A 16560-nucleotide genomic window follows, 5' to 3' on the forward strand; every position below is an offset into this window, starting at 1 on the left:
TCGCGCTGTCGAAAGGCGCGCAGGCGCCTTTGGAGCCGCAGCACTCACCCCTGCCTGGCACGCCGAGGGCATCACTGGCAGGCGCATCCGACTGCCGGATCCGGGCTGCATGAAGTCGTGTGGCGCGCCGCCGCGGGCTTGTCGATGCACGGGCCGCCAGAAGGGGCACGCGCACTGATTACACTGAGCCTGAATCCGGCAGTTGACCGCTGATCATCGTCTTCAAACCCGCATGAATATTGGCCTCGACTGCCCTGATGACGTTCACCTCTTGGGTGAGGGCGCCATGTGCCCGCCAGCACCGCCCTCGGCGCACCATGCGGTGTTGCTCGTCGTGGCGCACACTGGTGCGCGGCCTCCTCGCGCCTTGCCTGGCACGCCGAGGGCGGCACTGGCGGACGCATCCAACCGCCGGATTTAGGCTGATTCACTCCTGTGCGAGGTTCCTGTCATGTCCCTGCCCACCCAAGTCCGCATCATCGATGTCGGCCCGCGCGACGGGCTGCAGAACGAGAAGCAGCCGGTCCCGGCCGCCGCCAAGATCGAGCTGATCGAGCGCCTGCAGGCCGCCGGCCTGACGGAGATCGAGGCCACCAGCTACGTCAGCCCGAAATGGGTGCCGCAGATGGCCGACAACCATGAGGTGATGAGCGGCATTACGCGCCGCAGCGGCGTGCGCTTCTCGGTGTTGACGCCCAACATGAAGGGCTTCGAGGCGGCGCTGCAGGACCGGCCTCATGAGATCGTGGTGTTCGGCGCCGCCAGCGAGGCCTTCAGCCAGAAGAACATCAACTGCTCGATCGCCGAGAGCATCGAGCGCTTCGCGCCGGTGGTGGCGGCGGCGCGCGCCGCCGGCATCGCCACGCGCGGCGCCATGAGCTGTACCGTGGGCTGCCCCTACGAGGGCGATGTGGCGCCGGAAAAGGTCGGCTACCTCGCGGGGCTGATGAAGGCCATCGGCGTCGAGCGCGTGGATGTCGCGGATACCATCGGTGTCGGCACGCCGCGGCGCGTGCAGCAGGCGATCGAGGCGACGCTGGCCCATTACGACATCGATCATGTGAGCGGTCACTTCCACGATACCTACGGCCAGGCGCTGGCCAACACGCTGGCGGCGCTGGAAATCGGGGTGTGGAACTTCCAGTCCTCGGTGGCCGGCCTGGGCGGCTGCCCCTACGCCAAGGGCGCGACCGGTAACGTGGCGACCGAGGACGTGGTATTCATGCTCAACGGCCTTGGCATCGAGACCGGGATCGACCTCGACCGGCTCGTCGACGCCGGCGCCTTCATCAGCGGCGAGCTCGGGCGCAAGCCGAATTCGCGCACGGCGGTCGCCATCCTGAACAAGCGCGCGGGTTGAGCGCGTGACGCGACGGGGTCGGCGCCCCGCGCTGCGCGGGGCGCTTGGGCTGGTGCTGGCGGCGGGCATGGCGAACCTCGAGGCACGGGACGGCACGCCCCTGCACGCGGCGGCGGCGCAGGGCGACGTGGCGGCGCTGCGGCGCCTGCTGGCTGCCGGCGCGGCTGTCGACGCGCGCGACGCGCAGGGCCGCACGGCGCTGCTGGTGGCGACGCACGCCAACCAGGTGGCGGCCGCGCGCGTGCTGATCGAGGCCGGCGCCGACGTCAATGCGCAGGACGCAATCCAGGACAGTCCCTATCTCTACGCTGGCGCGCGCGGTCATCTGGAGATCCTCAGGCTCACGCTGGCGCACGGCGCCGACCTGCGCAGTACCAATCGCTACGGCGGCACGGCGCTGATCCCGGCCTGCGAGCGCGGCCACGTCGAGACCGTGCGCACCCTGATCGAGGCCGGCGTGGACGTGGACCACGTGAACCGCCTGGGCTGGACCGGCCTGCTGGAGGCGATCATCCTGGGCGATGGCGGGCCGCGCCACCAGCAGGTGGTGCGACTGCTGATCGACGGTGGCGCCGACGTCAATCTGGCCGATGCGCAGGGCGTGACGCCGCTGGCGCACGCGCGCCAGCGCGGGCAGGCGGCGCTCGTGCGCCTGCTGGAAGCGGCGGGTGCGCAGCGTTGACGCGATTCCGCGTTCGAAGCACGATGACCTTGCCGCGCGACGACGGCGGGACCGTGATGCATCGTGCTGGTGCGGGCAGGCGCCGCGGCCCGTGCTTGTGGTCGCGCAGCGGCGGCCAGTGGCGCGCGGCACAATCGGCGCATGGCTGACCTGACCGATCCCCAACCCAGAACCCTGCCGGAAGGCACGCGGCGCGTCGCCGCGGTCCTGGCTGCCGCCGGCCATCCGCATGCCCCGCAACTGCTGGACGACGCCGCGCGCACGGCGCAGCAGGCCGCCGACGCCCTGGGCGTGCAGGTGGGCCAGATCGCCAAGAGCATCATCTTCCGGCGCGTGGATGACGATGCCGCGGTGCTGGTCATCACCTCGGGCGACCGGCGCGTGGACGAGAAGAAGGTGGCAGCCCTGGTGGGCAAATTGGGTCGCGCCGATGCCGACTTCGTCAAGGCGCGCACCGGCTTTTCCATCGGCGGCGTGCCGCCGGTTGCCCACGCCACTGCGCCCGTGGTGCTGATCGACCGCGAGCTGCTGCGCTTCGACGAGATCTGGGCCGCCGCGGGCCATCCGCACGCGGTGTTTCGCCTGCGCCCGCAGGACCTGCAGCTCCTGGTCCTGCAGGCGCCGGTAGCGGACGTGACGCGCGCGCCGGCGTGAACGAAGATCGGCCCATGCCGCTGGGGACCGGGGCCGCCGATGCACGCTTCGATCCGGAGCGCGACGATGGGCCCGTGCCTTCGCCCTGCCTGGGCGTGTGCGCGCTCGATGCGCAGCGCCAGTACTGCGTCGGCTGTGAGCGCACCCTGTCCGAGATCGCGGCATGGCGCGGGCTGGACGAGGCCGGGCGACGCGCCGTCTGGCGTCGCCTGCGAGCCAAAATGGCGGCGGAGGCGCCACCCGGGCCATGAAGCGCATCGACTGCTACCTCGACTTCATCTCGCCCTACGCCTACCTGGCGTTCGAGCAACTGCCGCAGGCGCTGCTGGGCCTGAGCTACGAGCTGCGCTACCAGCCGATCCTGTTCGCCGGCCTGCTGCGGCACCACGGCCAGCTGGGTCCGGCCGAGATCGCGTCCAAGCGCGACTGGACCTATCGGCAGGTGCTGTGGCTGGCGCGTCAGCAGGGAATCGAGATGCGCCTGCCCGCCGCGCATCCCTTCAACCCGCTGCCGCTGCTGCGCCTGGCCTGGGCCTGCGCCAGGCAGGGTGCGCCCAACCGCTACGCGGTCGAGACGATCTTTCATCACGTCTGGCGCTCGGGCGCGGCGGCGGACGACCCGGCCCGGCTGGCGCAGCTCGAGCAGGCGCTGGCGCCCGCGCTCGACCCGCGGGGCGAGGTGGCCCGGCAGGCGCTGCGCGACGCCACCGATGCGGCCCTGGCGGCGGGCGTATTCGGCGTGCCCAGTTTCGTCGTCGAAGGGCGCCTGTTCTGGGGCCTGGATGCGCTGCCGATGTTGCGCGCGCAACTGGCGGGGGGCGAGGACGGCGCCGCGCTGGACGCCCTCTGGCCGCAGGCACTGGACGTCGGTGCCGGCGTGGCCCGCGCGCGGCCCGGAAATCAAGCCTGACCGCGGGCCACGCAGCGGCGCGACGCGGTTGCCGTGCGCGAGATCGCGCCGGTGGGCATTGTCTCGTGCGGGACCCCGGATCGGGAAACCCCCGGTTGAATCCCCGGCGCCTGTTGCGAGAATGAACGGGGTCAGGGCGCGCGTGCAGGGTCATGGAACATCGGGTCTTCGGTTCGGTTGAGGTCCATCTGGGTGAAAAATCCGGCAAGTACCCCGATGGCAACCAGGTCATCGTGCAGGGCGCCGACCTGCGCGTGGCTTTCGACACGCCCCAGGTGGCGCGCCACCTGGGGGCCGCGCTGGAGCGCGTCGAGCTGATCATCCTCGGCCACGTGCACGAGGACCACATGGTGGCGCTCGGGCGGCTCGCGCGGGCGCGCGTGCAGGTGCACGAGGCCGACCTGGCCGCAGCGCAGTCCTGGTCCGGCCTGGCGCGCCACTACGGCTATCCCGAGGCGGTGCTGGCGCAGTTGCGGCCGATGATCGAGCGCGAGTTCGACTACCAGCCGCGCCCCGACGCCACGGCCTATGTCGATGGCAGCGTGTGGGAGCTGGGCGGCGGCGTGCGCATCCGGGCGCACCACCTGCCGGGCCACACCGCGGGCCATTGCGCGCTGGTGGTGGAAAACGAGGGGCTGGCCTTCATCGGCGACATCGACCTGACCGGCTTCGGTCCCTACTACGGCGACGCCAGTTCCGACCTCGGGCAGTTCCGGCGCAGCCTGGCGCGCATCAAGGCGCTGGACGCCCGCATCTGGGTCACCTCGCACCACCGCGGCGTGCTGACGGACCGCAGCGAGTTCCTGCAGGCGCTCGAGCGCTTTCGCGCCAAGCTCGATGAGCGCAGCGAGCGCCTGCTGGGCTATCTGCGAGAGCGCCCCCAGACGCTGGACGAGCTGGTCGAGCGGCGCCTGCTGTATCCGCCCGGGTTCGAGCTGCCCTACGTCCCGAGCGCCGAGCGCCGCAGCATCGCCCTGCACCTGGCCGAATTGCAGGCCGATGGCGCGGTGCGATGCGAAGCCGACGGCCGCTACTGCCTGGCGCACTGATGGGTGTCGAGCCAGCGCCAGCCGCCATGCCCAACGCCTTCAATTTCTCGGCTTCGCCATTCGACTGCCTGACGCAGGAGCAGCAGCGGCTGGTGCGCGACCACGTCGACCTGGTGTATTTCCAGGCCGGCGAGACGGTGCTCGAGCTGGGTGCCGCGCCGGATCACCTGTACGTCGTGATCCAGGGTCGTGTCACGCAGCTCGACGGCGACGAGGTGGTCGCCAGTTTCGGCCCCGATGACAGCTTCGATGGCCGCGCCCTGGTGGCCGGCAAGTCGAGCAGCCGTTTCCTCGCCGAGGAGGAGGTCGTGGCCTACGCGCTGGCGCGCCAGACCGTCAAGGACCTGATCGCCGCCAACGCGACCTTCGGTGCGCTGCTGTTTTCCGACCTCGGCGCCAAGCTGGCCGCGGCGAGCCAGCGCGAGAGCGGCAGCGAGCTGCAGTCGCTCAGCCTGTCGCGCGTGGACGAGGCCTTCGTGCGGCCGGCGCACATCGTCGACGCGAGCACCGACGTGGTCTCGGTGGTGCGGCTGTTCCAGCAGGAGCGCACCACCAACGTGCTGGTACGGGACAGCGCCGGCGAACCGGGGCGCCTGGGCATGTTCACCACCAACGCGCTGCAGCGCGCCATCCTGCTGGGCCGGCCGCTGGAGCAGGTGCAGGTGGGCGAGCTGGCCAACTGGTCGCTGGTGCGCGTGCGACCCTCGGACCAGGTCGGCGACGCGCTGGCCACCATGCTGCGCCACCACATCCACCGGGTCGTGGTGCAGGAGGGCGAGCAGGTACTGGGGGTGCTCGAGGCGCTGGACGTGTTCAGCTTCCTGTCGAATCACTCGATGTTGATCGGGCTGCGCATCGACGCCGCCACCGACATCGACGAGCTGGCCGAGGCGGCGCACCAGATCACCGAAATGATCGGCCGCCAATACCGCAGCGGCACGCGCGTGATGCTGATCGCGCGCCTGGTGCAGGACCTGAACGCGCGCCTGTTCGAGCGCGCCTGGCGCTTCATCGCGCCGGCCGAGCTCGTGGCCAATTCCTGCCTGATCGTCATGGGCAGCGAGGGCCGCGGCGAACAGCTGCTCAAGACCGACCAGGACAACGCGCTGATCCTGCGGGGCGGCTACCAGCCGCCCGCGAACCTGGCCGAGATCTGCGAGCGCTTCTCCGAGGCGCTGGCGCGCTTCGGCTATCCGCCCTGTCCGGGCAAGGTGATGCTGAACAACCCGGCCTGGCGCGCCAGCACGGGCGACTGGGCGCGCACGGTGCGCCAGTGGCTGCTGATGCCCGACGCCGCCAGCCTGATGAACCTGGCGATCTTCCTGGACGCGCACGCGGTGGCGGGCGACGCCGCCCTGCTGGACGAAGTGCGCGATGCCCTGTGGACGCTGACCACCGACAACGATGCCATGCTGGCGCGCTTTGCCGCTGCGATCGACGCCTTCGGCGGCGCTGGCGGCTGGTGGAACCGCCTGCTCGGTGACGGCGCGGCGCGCATCAACCTCAAGAAGGAGGGCATCTTCGCCCTCGTGCACGGCGTGCGCAGCCTGGCGCTGGCGCACCGCCTGCGCGAGACCGCGACCACGGCGCGCGTCGATGCCCTGGTCGCCGCCGGCGCCCTGAGCGCGACCATGGGCAGCGACCTGCGCGACGCGCTGCAGTGGCTGCTGTCGATCCGCCTGAAGGCGGGCCTGGCGGAACTGGAGCGCGGCGAGACGGTGTCGGGCGAGGTCGATCCGGCGGCGCTCTCGACGCTGGAGCGCGATCTGCTGAAGGACGCGCTGGACGTGGTCAAGCGCTTCAAGGTGCTGCTGCGCCAGCGCTTCCGGCTCAACTCGATCTAGGCGACGGTTCATGGACCCGATCGGCCTGGTGAAGCGCGGCTGGCAGCAGCGCCAGCTGAAGGACCCGGCCTGGCAGTTCCTGTTCGACGCGCCGCCGGCCGACCAGTGGGTGGCGCTGGCCTGCACCTGCACCGGGCACGACGTGCAGCGCGACGACATCGTCGCGATTGCCGCGGTGCCGATCCACGGCGCGCGCGTCCTGGCCAGCGCACGGCTGGAACTGGTGGTGCAGCCCGGCCACGAATTGCCGGCCGAGACGCTGCGTGCGCTCGGCCTGCGCCAGCAGGACCTGGCCGCCGGCACGCCGCCGAAAGAGGCGGTGCAGCGCCTGCTGCGGTTCGTCGGCGCGCGGCCACTGGTGGGCTACTACCTCGAGTTCGCCGTCGCCATGCTCGATCGCATCGCGCGGCCGTTGCTCGGCATCGGCCTGCCGCAGCCGAAGATCGACGTCTCGGCGCTCTATTACGAGCATCGGTTTCGCCAGCTGCCGCTGCACCAGCAGACCGACCAGGCCGCGATCGACCTGCGCTTTGCCAGCATGATGGAGCAGCTCCGGCTGCCCACTCGCGCGCCGCCCGACGCCCTGAACCAGGCGGTGATGGCCGCGCTCGCCTTCGTCAAGCTGCAGGCGCTGCACGCCGGCGGCTAGTCTGCGAGCTGGCCTGCAAAAGAAAAGGGGCCCGAAGGCCCCTTTCCCTGTCGGCAGGGACGGTCAGTGTGCCGATGCCTTGGACGCACCCAGGCCGGTCTCCGAGCGCACCTGTTGCGCCGGGAAGGCGGCGCGCTCGCTGGCGGCGCGCGGGCTGCGGTCGAGCACCGAGAACAGCCAGACCCCGACGAAGCCGATGGTCATCGAGAACAGCGCCGGCGAGGTGTAGGGGAACCAGGCGCTGCCCGCGGGGTTGCCCAGGGTGGCTTCCCAGACCGAGGGCGAGACGATGGTGAGCAGCACCGAGGAGATCAGGCCGAGCCAGCCGCCGATGATGGCGCCGCGCGTGGTGCAGTCCTTCCACAGCACCGACAGCATCAGCGGCGGCAGGTTGGCCGAGGCCGCCACGGCAAACGCCAGCGACACCATGAAGGCGATGTTCTGCTTCTCGAACGCGATGCCCAGCAGCACCGCGATCACGCCCAGGGTGACGGTGGTGATGCGCGAGACGCGCAGCTCGGAGGCGGTGTCGGCCTGGCCCTTCTTGATCACCGTCGAATACAGGTCGTGCGAGACGGCCGAGGCGCCCGACAGCGTCAGGCCCGCGACCACCGCCAGGATGGTGGCGAACGCCACGGCCGAGATGAAGCCGTAGAACACGTTGCCGCCCACCTGCTTGGCCACCAGCACGGCCGCCATGTTGGCGGTGCCGGCGCCGCCCTTGATCACGCCCTTGACGGTGTCGGACAGCTCGGGGTCGGACAGCACCATGGTGATGGCGCCGAAGCCGATGATGAAGATGATGATGTAGAAGTAGCCGATCCAGGTCGCGGCCCAGGCCACGCTCTTGCGCGCTTCGCGCGCGTTGGGCACGGTGAAGAAGCGCATCAGCACGTGCGGCAGGCCGAGCGTGCCGAACATCAGCGCCATGCCGAAGGAGATGGCCGAGACCGGATCCTTGATGAAGCCGCCCGGGCCCATGATGGCCAGGCCCTTCTGTGCCGCTTCGGCCGGGCTGGCGCCGCTGCTCTCGGCGATCTGGGTCTTGATGCGCACGCCGTCGGCGAACAGCGCTTCCGGGCTGAAGCCGTACTTGAGCATCACCATGAAGCCCATGAAGGTCACGCCGCCCAGCAGCAGCACGGCCTTGATGATCTGCACCCAGGTGGTTGCCGTCATGCCCCCGAACACCACGTAGACCATCATCAGGATGCCGACCAGCACCACCGCAATCCAGTACTCCAGGCCGAACAGCAGCTTGATGAGCTGGCCGGCGCCGACCATCTGCGCGATCAGGTAGAAGGCCACCACCACCAGCGTGCCGCTGGCGGCAAAGGCGCGAAACGGCGTCTGCGCGAAGCGGTAGCCGGCGACGTCGGCAAAGGTGAAGCGCCCGAGGTTGCGCAGGCGTTCGGCCAGCAGGAAGGTCAGGATGGGCCAGCCGACCAGGAAGCCGATCGAGTAGATCAGGCCGTCGTAGCCGGTCGACATGACGGCCGCCGAGATGCCGAGGAAGGAGGCCGCGGACATGTAGTCCCCGGCGATCGCCAGCCCGTTCTGGAAGCCCGTGATGCCGCCGCCGGCGGTGTAGAAGTCGGCCGCCGACTTGGTGCGACCGGCCGCCCACTTGGTGATCCAGAGGGTGGCGGCGACGAAGGCCACGAACAGGGCGATCGCGGTCCAGTTGGTGGCCTGCTTGGCGGTTTCACCGACGTCGCCGGCGGCCAGGGCCGCGCCACTCGCGGCGAGCAGGGTTGCGGCGGCGATCAGGCGGGGGGTGCGCGCGCTCATTTCGTCGCTTCCTCGAGGATTTCGCGCGTCACGGCGTCGAACTCGTTGTTCGCGCGGCGCACGTAGTAGACGACGATGGCGACGGTGAAGACGATCACGCCCATGCCGATCGGGATGCCCAGGGTGGTCACGCCGCTGCCGGTCGGGCGCGCCAGGAACTCCTTGTCGAAAGCGATCAGCCCGATGTAGCCGTAATAGACGATCCACATCAGCACCGCCAGGGTCCAGCCCAGCTTGTTGCGGCGCGACTTGAGTGATTGGTATTTGGGGTTGCGCTGGATCTTCTCGACGATGGGATCGGCCATGCGGGCCTCCTTCGGATGATGGGCGTTCATGGATTCTGCCTGAGAAACGTGAGAAATTTGGTTTTTCAGATCAATTCTCAGGGTTGTCGATGTCGACGAGACGGGCTTGTGGCGCAGCGTTGACGGCCGTTTGCGCGGACGCGCCGCCGGTTTCCGGTGTGGCCTGCGGGGTCGCTTAAGATGGCTGCGCGCCCTGCACGGTGGGCGCCTGTCGCAACGACCGCTGGGAGACGGGCCGCATGTTCAGGCAACTCGACGTCGACCGACTGCTGGGCCTGTTCGTGCTCGGCTGGCTGGTGTTCGGCTTCCCGCTGATGGGCCTGTGGGACCGGCCGGCGGCGTCCGGGGGGCTGCCCCTGCTGCCACTGGCGCTGTTCGGCCTGTGGGCGCTGCTGATCGCGGCGCTGGCCTGGTTGCTCGAGCGCTCGCCGGCATCCGAGCGCGACGCGCCGGGTGCGGATGGGCGCTGAACGGCGCGGAGCCTGCCCATGCTGAACGCCAGCCTGGTCCTGGGCGCTTCGGTCTGCTACCTGCTGCTGCTCTACGCGATTGCCTGGCTGGGCGACCGCCAGGCGGCGCGCGGGCGTTCGCTGATCGCCAACCCCTGGGTCTACGCGCTGTCGATCTCGGTCTACTGCACGGCCTGGACCTACTTCGGCAGCGTCGGGCGCGCGTCCACCGGCGGCATCTGGTTCCTGCCGATCTACCTGGGGCCGACGCTGGCCATGGTGCTGGGCTGGCTGGTGCTGCGCAAGATGGTGCGCATCGCCAAGGTCAACCGCATCACCTCGATCGCCGACTTCATCGCCAGCCGCTACGGCAAGAGCCGCCTGCTGTCCGGCCTGGTGACGCTGATGGCGGTGGTCGGCATCGTGCCCTACATCGCGCTGCAGCTGAAAGCCGTGGCCGGCGGTTACGCCCTGCTGCTCGGCGGCGACGCGGCCGGCGCCGGCACGCCGCTGGCCTGGCTCGGCGACGGCACCTTCTACGTGACCCTGCTGCTGGCGGGCTTTGCCATGATGTTCGGCGCGCGCCACCTGGACCCGATGGAGCGCCACGAGGGCATGGTGGCGGCGATTGCCTTCGAGTCGCTGGTGAAGCTGCTGGCCTTCCTGGCCGTCGGCATCTTCGTCACCTGGGGCCTGTTTGACGGGTTTGCGGACATCACGGCGCGCGCCCAGGCACGGCCCGAGCTGGCCGCGCTGCTGACGCTGGAGCAGGGCGCGCCGTTCGACTGGCCGCAGTGGTTCGCCACCACCCTGCTGGCCATGCTGGCGTTGCTGATGCTGCCGCGCCAGTTCCAGGTCATGGTGGTGGAGAACGTGCGCGAGTCGCACCTGCGCCGCGCCGCCTGGGTGTTTCCGCTCTACCTGCTGCTGATCAACCTGTTCGTGTTGCCGATCGCGCTGGGCGGCCTGCTGTATTTCGAGGGCCGGGCGATCGACGCCGAAAACCTCGTGCTGTCGCTGCCGCTGGCCACCGGGCACGGCGCCCTGGCGCTGCTGGTGTTCATCGGCGGCCTGTCGGCGGCCACCGGCATGGTGATCGTCGAGACCATTGCCTGCTCGGTGATGGTGAGCAACGAACTGGTCATGCCGCTGCTGCTGCGCACGCGCGCCTGGCGCGGCGGCGGGGGCGGCGACGCGGCGCGCGTGCTGCTGAACATCCGCCGTGCCGTGATCCTGGGCATGCTGCTGCTGGGCTACGCCTATTTCCAGCTGGCCGGCAGCGGCTACGCCCTCGTCAGCATCGGCCTGATCAGCTTCGCCGCGGTGGCGCAATTCGCCCCGGCGGCGCTGGGCGGCATGTACTGGCGCGGCGCCACGCGCCTGGGCGCGCTGTGGGGCCTGCTGGGCGGGTTCGCGCTCTGGGCCTACACGCTGATGCTGCCGGCCTTCGCCAAGTCGGGCTGGCTCGATGCCGGCTTCGTCACGCATGGGCCCTGGGACATCGCGCTGCTGCGCCCCGAGCAACTGCTGGGCCTGCAGGGGCTGGACCCGCTCACGCACGCGCTATTCTGGAGCCTGCTGGCCAATCTGGGCCTGTATGTCGGCCTGTCGCTGTGGCGCCCGCCCTCGGCCGCCGAGACCAGCCAGGCGCAGCAGTTCGTCGGCGTCTACCAGCAGGCGCCGGTGTTCTGGCGCGGCCGCGCGCGGCTGGTCGACCTGCGCGGCTTGTGCGAGCGCTTCCTCGGCAGCGAACGCACCGCGGCGCTGCTGGCCGACTATGCGCAGCACGCTGGCGCCGCCGGCGCGGACGCGATCGAGGCGGATGCGCATTTCGTGCACTTCATCGAGACCCAGCTCGCCGGCGTGGTGGGCAGCGCCTCGGCGCGCGCCCTGGTGGCCTCGGTGGCCGAGGAGGACGTGCTGACGCCGGATGACGTCCTGCGCATGCTGGAGGAGGCCTCGCAGCTGCGCGCCTACTCGCGCGAGCTGGAGGACAAGCAACGCTCGCTGGAGGAGGCGACGGCCCAGTTGCGCGAGGCCAACGAGCAGCTTCAGGGGCTGGACCGGCTGAAGGACGACTTCATGTCCTCGGTGACGCACGAGCTGCGCACGCCACTCACCTCGATCCGCGCGCTGTCCGAGCTGATCCTCGACGCGGATGACATGGAACCGGAGCAGCAGCGCCGCTTCGTCGCCATCATCGCCGAGGAGAGCGAGCGCCTGTCGCGCCTGGTGAACCAGGTGCTGGACCTGGCGAAGATCGAGTCCGGCGGCATCGAATGGGATGACGGCGAAGTCGACCTGCGAGCCGTGGTGGACAGCGCCCTGGCCGCCACCGCCGAGCTGTTTCGCGAGGCCGGCTGTGCGGTGCACGCGCAGTTGCCCGAGCGGGTGCGGCCGCTCCATGCCGACGGCGATCGCCTCAAGCAGGTGGTGCTCAACCTGCTGTCGAACGCCGCCAAGTTCGTGCCGCGCCCGGGCGGGCAGGTGGCGGTGGCGCTGGCCGAGGATGCGGCGGGACTCACGGTCACGGTGCGTGACAACGGCCCGGGCATCGCGCCGGCCGACCAGCCGCACGTGTTCGAGAAGTTCCGGCAGGTGGGCGACACGCGCAAGCACACCCAGGGCACTGGCCTGGGCTTGCCCATCAGCCGCGAGATCGTGGAACATTACGGGGGGCGCATCTGGGTCGAGTCGACGCCGGGTGCCGGTGCCTGCTTCGGTTTTCACCTGCCCTGGCAGGCGGCCGCGGCGCTGCCGCCCGAGGAGACGCAAGCATGAGCAAGACGGTGCTGATCGCCGACGACGAACCGAACATCGTCATTTCGCTGGAGTACCTGCTGCAGCGGGAGGGCTACCGGGTGCTGGTGGCACGCGATGGCGACGAGGCGCTGCGCACGATTGCCGAGCAACACCCCGACCTGGTGTTGCTGGACGCGATGATGCCGGGCAGGAGCGGCTTCGAGGTCTGCCAGGCGGTGCGCGAGGACGCGGCGCTGCAGGACACGCGCATCCTGATGCTGACCGCCAAGGGTCGCGCCACCGACGTCGCCAAGGGCATGGCGCTGGGTGCCGATGGCTACATGACCAAGCCGTTTTCCACGCGCGAACTGGCGGCGCGCGTGGCCGAGTTGCTGGGCCAGCCATGAACCTCCCGTGGCGCGCCGTGGGGCCCTACCTGGGCGCGGCGCTGCTGGCCGCGGGCTGGCTGCTGGCGGTGCTGGCGCTGGTCTGGCTGGCGCTGGAGGAGCCGGCGCGTGCCGGCTTTGCCGCGGCGCTGCTCGCCGGCCTGCCCATGCTGGTGCTCGGCTGGCTCGTCGGCGCGCTGCTGCTGGCGCTGGCCTGGCGGCGCTGGGTGGGCGCACCCGCACAGGCGCTGGCGCGCCTCGCCGAGCAGGTGCGCGTGCGTGCCAGCGCCGCCGACGCGCCGGCGCTGCAGGCCCCGGACGCCGGCCTGCAGCCGCTGGCCGCGGGCGTGCAGGCCCTGGTCACGCAGCGGGACGAACTGCGCGCGTCGATGAGCGCGCAGGTGGCCCAGGCCAGCGCGCGCGTGCAGCAGGAGAAGGACCGGCTTGCGGCCCTGGTGTCGGAGCTGCACCAGAGCGTCGTCGTGTGCAATCTGGACGGGCGCGTGCTGCTCTATAACCAGCAGGCACGCCAGCAGTTCCAGGCACCGCAGGCAGGCACCGCGGCGGGCGCGGGGGCCGGCCTGCTCGGCATCGGGCGCTCGATCCATGGCCTCATCGAGCGCGCCCAGGTCGAGCACGCGCTGGATGGCATGCGCCGGCGCCTGGCGCGCGGCATCGCGAATCCGGCCGTGCAGTTCGTCGCGCGCAGTGGCGATGGCCAGCTGCTGCGCGTGCAGGTCGCGCCGGTGCTGGCCGGCGCGGCCGAGGAGGGCGGGGTGGGCGGCGCGCGCGAGATCAGTGGCTTCGTCCTGCTGCTGGACGACGTCACGCGCAGCTTCGCCGAGGAAACCGCACGCGACCGCGTGCTGCACGAGCTGACCGAAGGCAGCCGCGCCAGCCTGGCCAACATCCGCGCGGCGGTCGAGATGCTGGGCTTCGACGACGTCGAGCCGGCCATGCGCGAGCGCTTTCTCGCCGTGGTGCGCGAGGAAACCACGACCATGGCCACGCGCATCGACGCGCTGGCCAGTCGCGCCGCCGACGAGGTCGAGACGCGCTGGCCGCTGCAGGACATGCCGGGCAGCGACTTCGTCGCGGTGGCGGCGCAGCAGATCCAGGCGCGCACGGGCTGTCCGGTGACGAGCGAGTCCGTGACCGCCGGCCTGTGGCTGCGCATCGACAGCTATTCGCTGCTGCAGGCCCTGGCCTACCTCGCGCACCGGCTGGTGGACGAGTTCGGCGTGCGCGCGCTGCAGCTGCGGCTGGAGCCGGCGGCCGGCGCGCGCGTGCACCTGGACCTGGCCTGGACGGGCCACGCCATGAGCACCGAGACCGTGATGAGCTGGGAGCTCGACCCGATGCAGGCCGGCGGCGACAGCACCTCGCTCACGGTGCGCGACGTGGTGACGCGCCACGACGGCGAGATGTGGTTCGAGCGCGAGCGTCGCCAGCACCTGGCGTTCTTCCGCTTCCTGCTGCCGCAGGGCGGCGCGCACGAGGCGGCTGCCGACACTGCCGGCGCCGACCGCGACAGCCGGCCCGAATACTACGATTTCGACCTGTTCCAGCGCGAGCCTGACAGCGCCCTGGACGAGCGCCCGCTGGCCGGCCTGCGCTACACCGTGTTCGACACCGAGACCACCGGGCTCGACCCGGCCGGCGGCGACCGCATCATCCAGTTCGGCGCGGTGCGCATCGTCAACGGCCGGGTGCTGGCGCACGAAACCTTCAACCAGCTGGTCGATCCCGGTCGCGACATCCCCGAGGCCGGCAGCGCCATCCACGGCATCACGCCCGCCATGGTGGCGGGCCAGCCGCGCATCGAGGCCGTGCTGCCGCGCTTCCACGCCTTTGCCGAAGACTCGGTGCTGGTCGGCCACAACGCGGCCTTCGACCTGCGCTTCCTGCAACTGCTGGAAGCCGGCACCGGCGTGGTGTTTCGCCAGCCCGTGCTCGACACCCTGCTGCTCTCGGCCGTGGTGCACCCCAACCAGGGCTCGCACCGGCTCGAGGAAATCGCCGCGCGCCTGGGCGTCGCGGTGCAGGGCCGGCACACCGCGCTGGGCGACGCCCTGGTCACGGCCGAAGTCTGGCTGCGCCTGATCCCGCTGCTCGAAGCGCAGGGCATCCACACCCTGCGCCAGGCGCGCGAGGCGGCGCAGCAGACCTTTTACGCGCGCTTGAAGTATTGATCCCCCCTATGGCGCTGCGCGCCTTCCCCCCAGGGGGACGCATCCTGTGCCCAGGGAGACCCTGGTCACGGATGCCTGGAATGGCCTGCTCCGCGGCCCTTTGGGTGGCCTGCTTCGCGGCCGTTGTTACGCTTTCGATGCGCTGGATCAGGACGTTTCGCGTGGCCTGGCGCTGTATCGGTTGACCCTGGCGCTGCGCGCCGCCATCAACCCGCGCAACGGCGCTGCTCCGATGGCCGCGGAGCAGGCCATGCGCGAGCACCCGTGGTCGGGGTCCCCCTGACCATAGGGTGTGTCCCCCTTTCAGGGGGAAGGAGCGCAGCGACACAGGGGGTGTTCAGACGGTGTCGTAATCCACCGGCGTGCAGTAGCGCGGGTCCTGGTGCCAGGCCCAGTAGGTGTCGATGAGCTGCTGCGTCACCCGGCCGATGCGCCCGTCGCCCACCGGCTGGCCGTCCACGCGCGTGATCGGCAGCACGCCGCCGGCCGAGGTGGAAAGGAAGACCTCGCGCGCGGCGCGCAACTCGGTGGCGGGCAGGGGCCGCGTTTCCACCGCCATGCCGAGCTGCGCCGCGATCTCGATCACGGTGCGGCGCGTCACCCCTTCCAGCACGCCGCTGGCCGGCGTGACGATGGTGCCCGTGGCGTTGACGCAGAACACGTTGAAGCCCGGCCCCTCGACCACGTTGCCGGTGCCGTCGCCCAGCGCCACCGTGTCGTAGCCTGCGTCCAGCGCCTCCAGCAGGCCCTGCGTCAGGTCAGCCCAGTGGTAGTTCTTGGCGCGCGCGTCCACGCTGGCCGAGGGGATGCGCGGCACGCCGCTCAGGTGCAGGTGCAGCCCGCGTGCACGCTGTTCCTCGTTCGCGATCCAGACGTAGGGCACGGCAAAGGCGTGGAACTGGTTCACCGCCTGGCGCGGGTCGCGCGAGCCCCAGGGCGGCTGCCCGCGCGTGACGATCATCTCCACGTAGGCGCGCCGCAGCCCCGACAACCGCACGCACTCGGCCAGGACCTGCGCGATGCGCGCGTCATCAATCCCCGGGTCGAGCCGGAAGCGCCGGCAGCTCGCCGCAAAGCGCTCCAGGTGCGCGTCGAGGCGGAAGAAGGCGCCGTCCCACACGGTGACGACGTCATAGGCCGCGTCCGAGCGCAGGAAGCCCCAGTCGGTGATCGGGATGGAGGCTCCGTCGATGGGCACGAAGCGGCCGCGGGTGTAGGCGGCGCCGTGGGAGAAGTCGGGGAGCGGAGTAGAAGTGGTCATGGGAGGGGATCATCGCTGCCATCTTGCGTGTGAGCAAGGCGCCTGTGCCCGGAGTGCGTGCTCTCGGGCTCAAGCTGAGCGCGCCTTGTGATCGGTCGTCAAGTGCCGAAGGCGTTCCTCGTCTTGGAATCTGAGCGGCCGGCAGATCCACGAAAAGGCCTTTGCCCCCGCTGCCTCTTCGTCCTGTCGGTGTTGTCTGTCGTGAAAAATGATGAATTATTGGGCCTAAGGAGTCGGCCCTGCAAAATTCACGCCACCACCCAATTCGAGCGATCCACCCCGGCCT

The 16560-nt window shown here is 70.5% G+C and carries 16 protein-coding genes; 13 read left to right on the forward strand and 3 right to left on the reverse strand.

What is annotated here, in order from left to right; genetic code table 11:
• Positions 1 to 451: 451 nt before the first annotated feature.
• The 8 genes from PKA16_RS12410 to PKA16_RS12445 all read left to right on the forward strand — a co-directional run bounded on the left by PKA16_RS12410 (position 452) and on the right by PKA16_RS12445 (position 7148).
• Positions 452 to 1360, forward strand: coding sequence for a hydroxymethylglutaryl-CoA lyase (locus PKA16_RS12410; protein ID WP_324403544.1), 909 nt, complete (start codon positions 452 to 454; stop codon positions 1358 to 1360).
• A 67-nt stretch (positions 1361 to 1427) separates the two neighbouring features.
• Positions 1428 to 2042: an ankyrin repeat domain-containing protein gene (locus PKA16_RS12415; protein ID WP_324403545.1), complete on the forward strand. Its 615-nt coding sequence runs from the start codon at positions 1428 to 1430 to the stop codon at positions 2040 to 2042.
• Between the two features lie 141 nt (positions 2043 to 2183).
• Positions 2184 to 2696, forward strand: coding sequence for a YbaK/EbsC family protein (locus PKA16_RS12420; RefSeq protein ID WP_324403546.1), 513 nt, complete (start codon positions 2184 to 2186; stop codon positions 2694 to 2696).
• Positions 2697 to 2710: 14 nt separating this feature from the next.
• Positions 2711 to 2947, forward strand: a complete 237-nt coding sequence (locus tag PKA16_RS12425) for a DUF1289 domain-containing protein (RefSeq protein WP_324403547.1) — start codon at positions 2711 to 2713, stop codon at positions 2945 to 2947.
• The gene (locus PKA16_RS12430) at positions 2944 to 3606 is read left to right on the forward strand and encodes a 2-hydroxychromene-2-carboxylate isomerase (protein ID WP_324403548.1); all 663 of its coding nucleotides are present in this window, start codon (positions 2944 to 2946) and stop codon (positions 3604 to 3606) included. Before PKA16_RS12425 ends, PKA16_RS12430 begins: the two co-directional genes overlap by 4 nt.
• 152 nt (positions 3607 to 3758) lie before the next feature.
• The gene (locus PKA16_RS12435; RefSeq protein ID WP_324403549.1) at positions 3759 to 4655 is read left to right on the forward strand and encodes an MBL fold metallo-hydrolase; all 897 of its coding nucleotides are present in this window, start codon (positions 3759 to 3761) and stop codon (positions 4653 to 4655) included.
• Positions 4656 to 4681: 26 nt separating this feature from the next.
• Complete coding sequence (locus PKA16_RS12440; protein ID WP_324403559.1) at positions 4682 to 6499, forward strand: DUF294 nucleotidyltransferase-like domain-containing protein; 1818 nt, start codon at positions 4682 to 4684, stop codon at positions 6497 to 6499.
• Between the two features lie 10 nt (positions 6500 to 6509).
• Positions 6510 to 7148 carry a 3'-5' exonuclease gene (locus PKA16_RS12445; protein WP_324403550.1) on the forward strand — a complete coding sequence of 213 codons (639 nt, stop codon included), beginning with the start codon at positions 6510 to 6512 and terminating at the stop codon, positions 7146 to 7148.
• A 63-nt stretch (positions 7149 to 7211) separates the two neighbouring features.
• Here the strand turns inward: PKA16_RS12445 and PKA16_RS12450 are convergent, their stop codons facing one another.
• Both PKA16_RS12450 and PKA16_RS12455 read right to left on the reverse strand, forming a co-directional pair.
• The gene (locus tag PKA16_RS12450; protein WP_324403551.1) at positions 7212 to 8939 is read right to left on the reverse strand and encodes a cation acetate symporter; all 1728 of its coding nucleotides are present in this window, start codon (positions 8937 to 8939) and stop codon (positions 7212 to 7214) included.
• Positions 8936 to 9244 (reverse strand): DUF485 domain-containing protein, encoded by a 309-nt coding sequence (locus PKA16_RS12455; RefSeq protein WP_324403552.1) that lies wholly within the window; start codon positions 9242 to 9244, stop codon positions 8936 to 8938. The genes PKA16_RS12450 and PKA16_RS12455 overlap by 4 nt, the downstream gene beginning before the upstream one ends.
• 239 nt (positions 9245 to 9483) lie before the next feature.
• Between PKA16_RS12455 and PKA16_RS12460 the strand changes: the two genes are divergently transcribed.
• The 5 genes from PKA16_RS12460 to PKA16_RS12480 are packed head-to-tail and all read left to right on the forward strand — an operon-like array spanning position 9484 to position 15296.
• Positions 9484 to 9714 (forward strand): hypothetical protein, encoded by a 231-nt coding sequence (locus tag PKA16_RS12460; protein WP_324403553.1) that lies wholly within the window; start codon positions 9484 to 9486, stop codon positions 9712 to 9714.
• 18 nt (positions 9715 to 9732) lie between these two features.
• Entirely contained in the window at positions 9733 to 12474 is a 2742-nt protein-coding gene (locus PKA16_RS12465; RefSeq protein ID WP_324403554.1) for an ATP-binding protein, read from the forward strand.
• The gene (locus PKA16_RS12470) at positions 12471 to 12842 is read left to right on the forward strand and encodes a response regulator (protein WP_324403555.1); all 372 of its coding nucleotides are present in this window, start codon (positions 12471 to 12473) and stop codon (positions 12840 to 12842) included. The genes PKA16_RS12465 and PKA16_RS12470 overlap by 4 nt, the downstream gene beginning before the upstream one ends.
• A complete protein-coding gene (locus PKA16_RS12475; protein ID WP_324403556.1) occupies positions 12839 to 15013 on the forward strand; it encodes a 3'-5' exonuclease in 2175 nt (724 codons plus the stop codon). The genes PKA16_RS12470 and PKA16_RS12475 overlap by 4 nt, the downstream gene beginning before the upstream one ends.
• 46 nt (positions 15014 to 15059) lie before the next feature.
• Positions 15060 to 15296 (forward strand): hypothetical protein, encoded by a 237-nt coding sequence (locus PKA16_RS12480; RefSeq protein WP_324403557.1) that lies wholly within the window; start codon positions 15060 to 15062, stop codon positions 15294 to 15296.
• Positions 15297 to 15350: 54 nt separating this feature from the next.
• Here PKA16_RS12480 and PKA16_RS12485 read toward each other — a convergent pair whose 3' ends face one another.
• Positions 15351 to 16274, reverse strand: coding sequence for an aminotransferase class IV (locus PKA16_RS12485; protein WP_324403558.1), 924 nt, complete (start codon positions 16272 to 16274; stop codon positions 15351 to 15353).
• Positions 16275 to 16560: the final 286 nt, after the last annotated feature.

The organism is Ottowia sp., from assembly GCF_035325765.1.
Lineage (GTDB): Bacteria > Pseudomonadota > Gammaproteobacteria > Burkholderiales > Burkholderiaceae_C > Ottowia.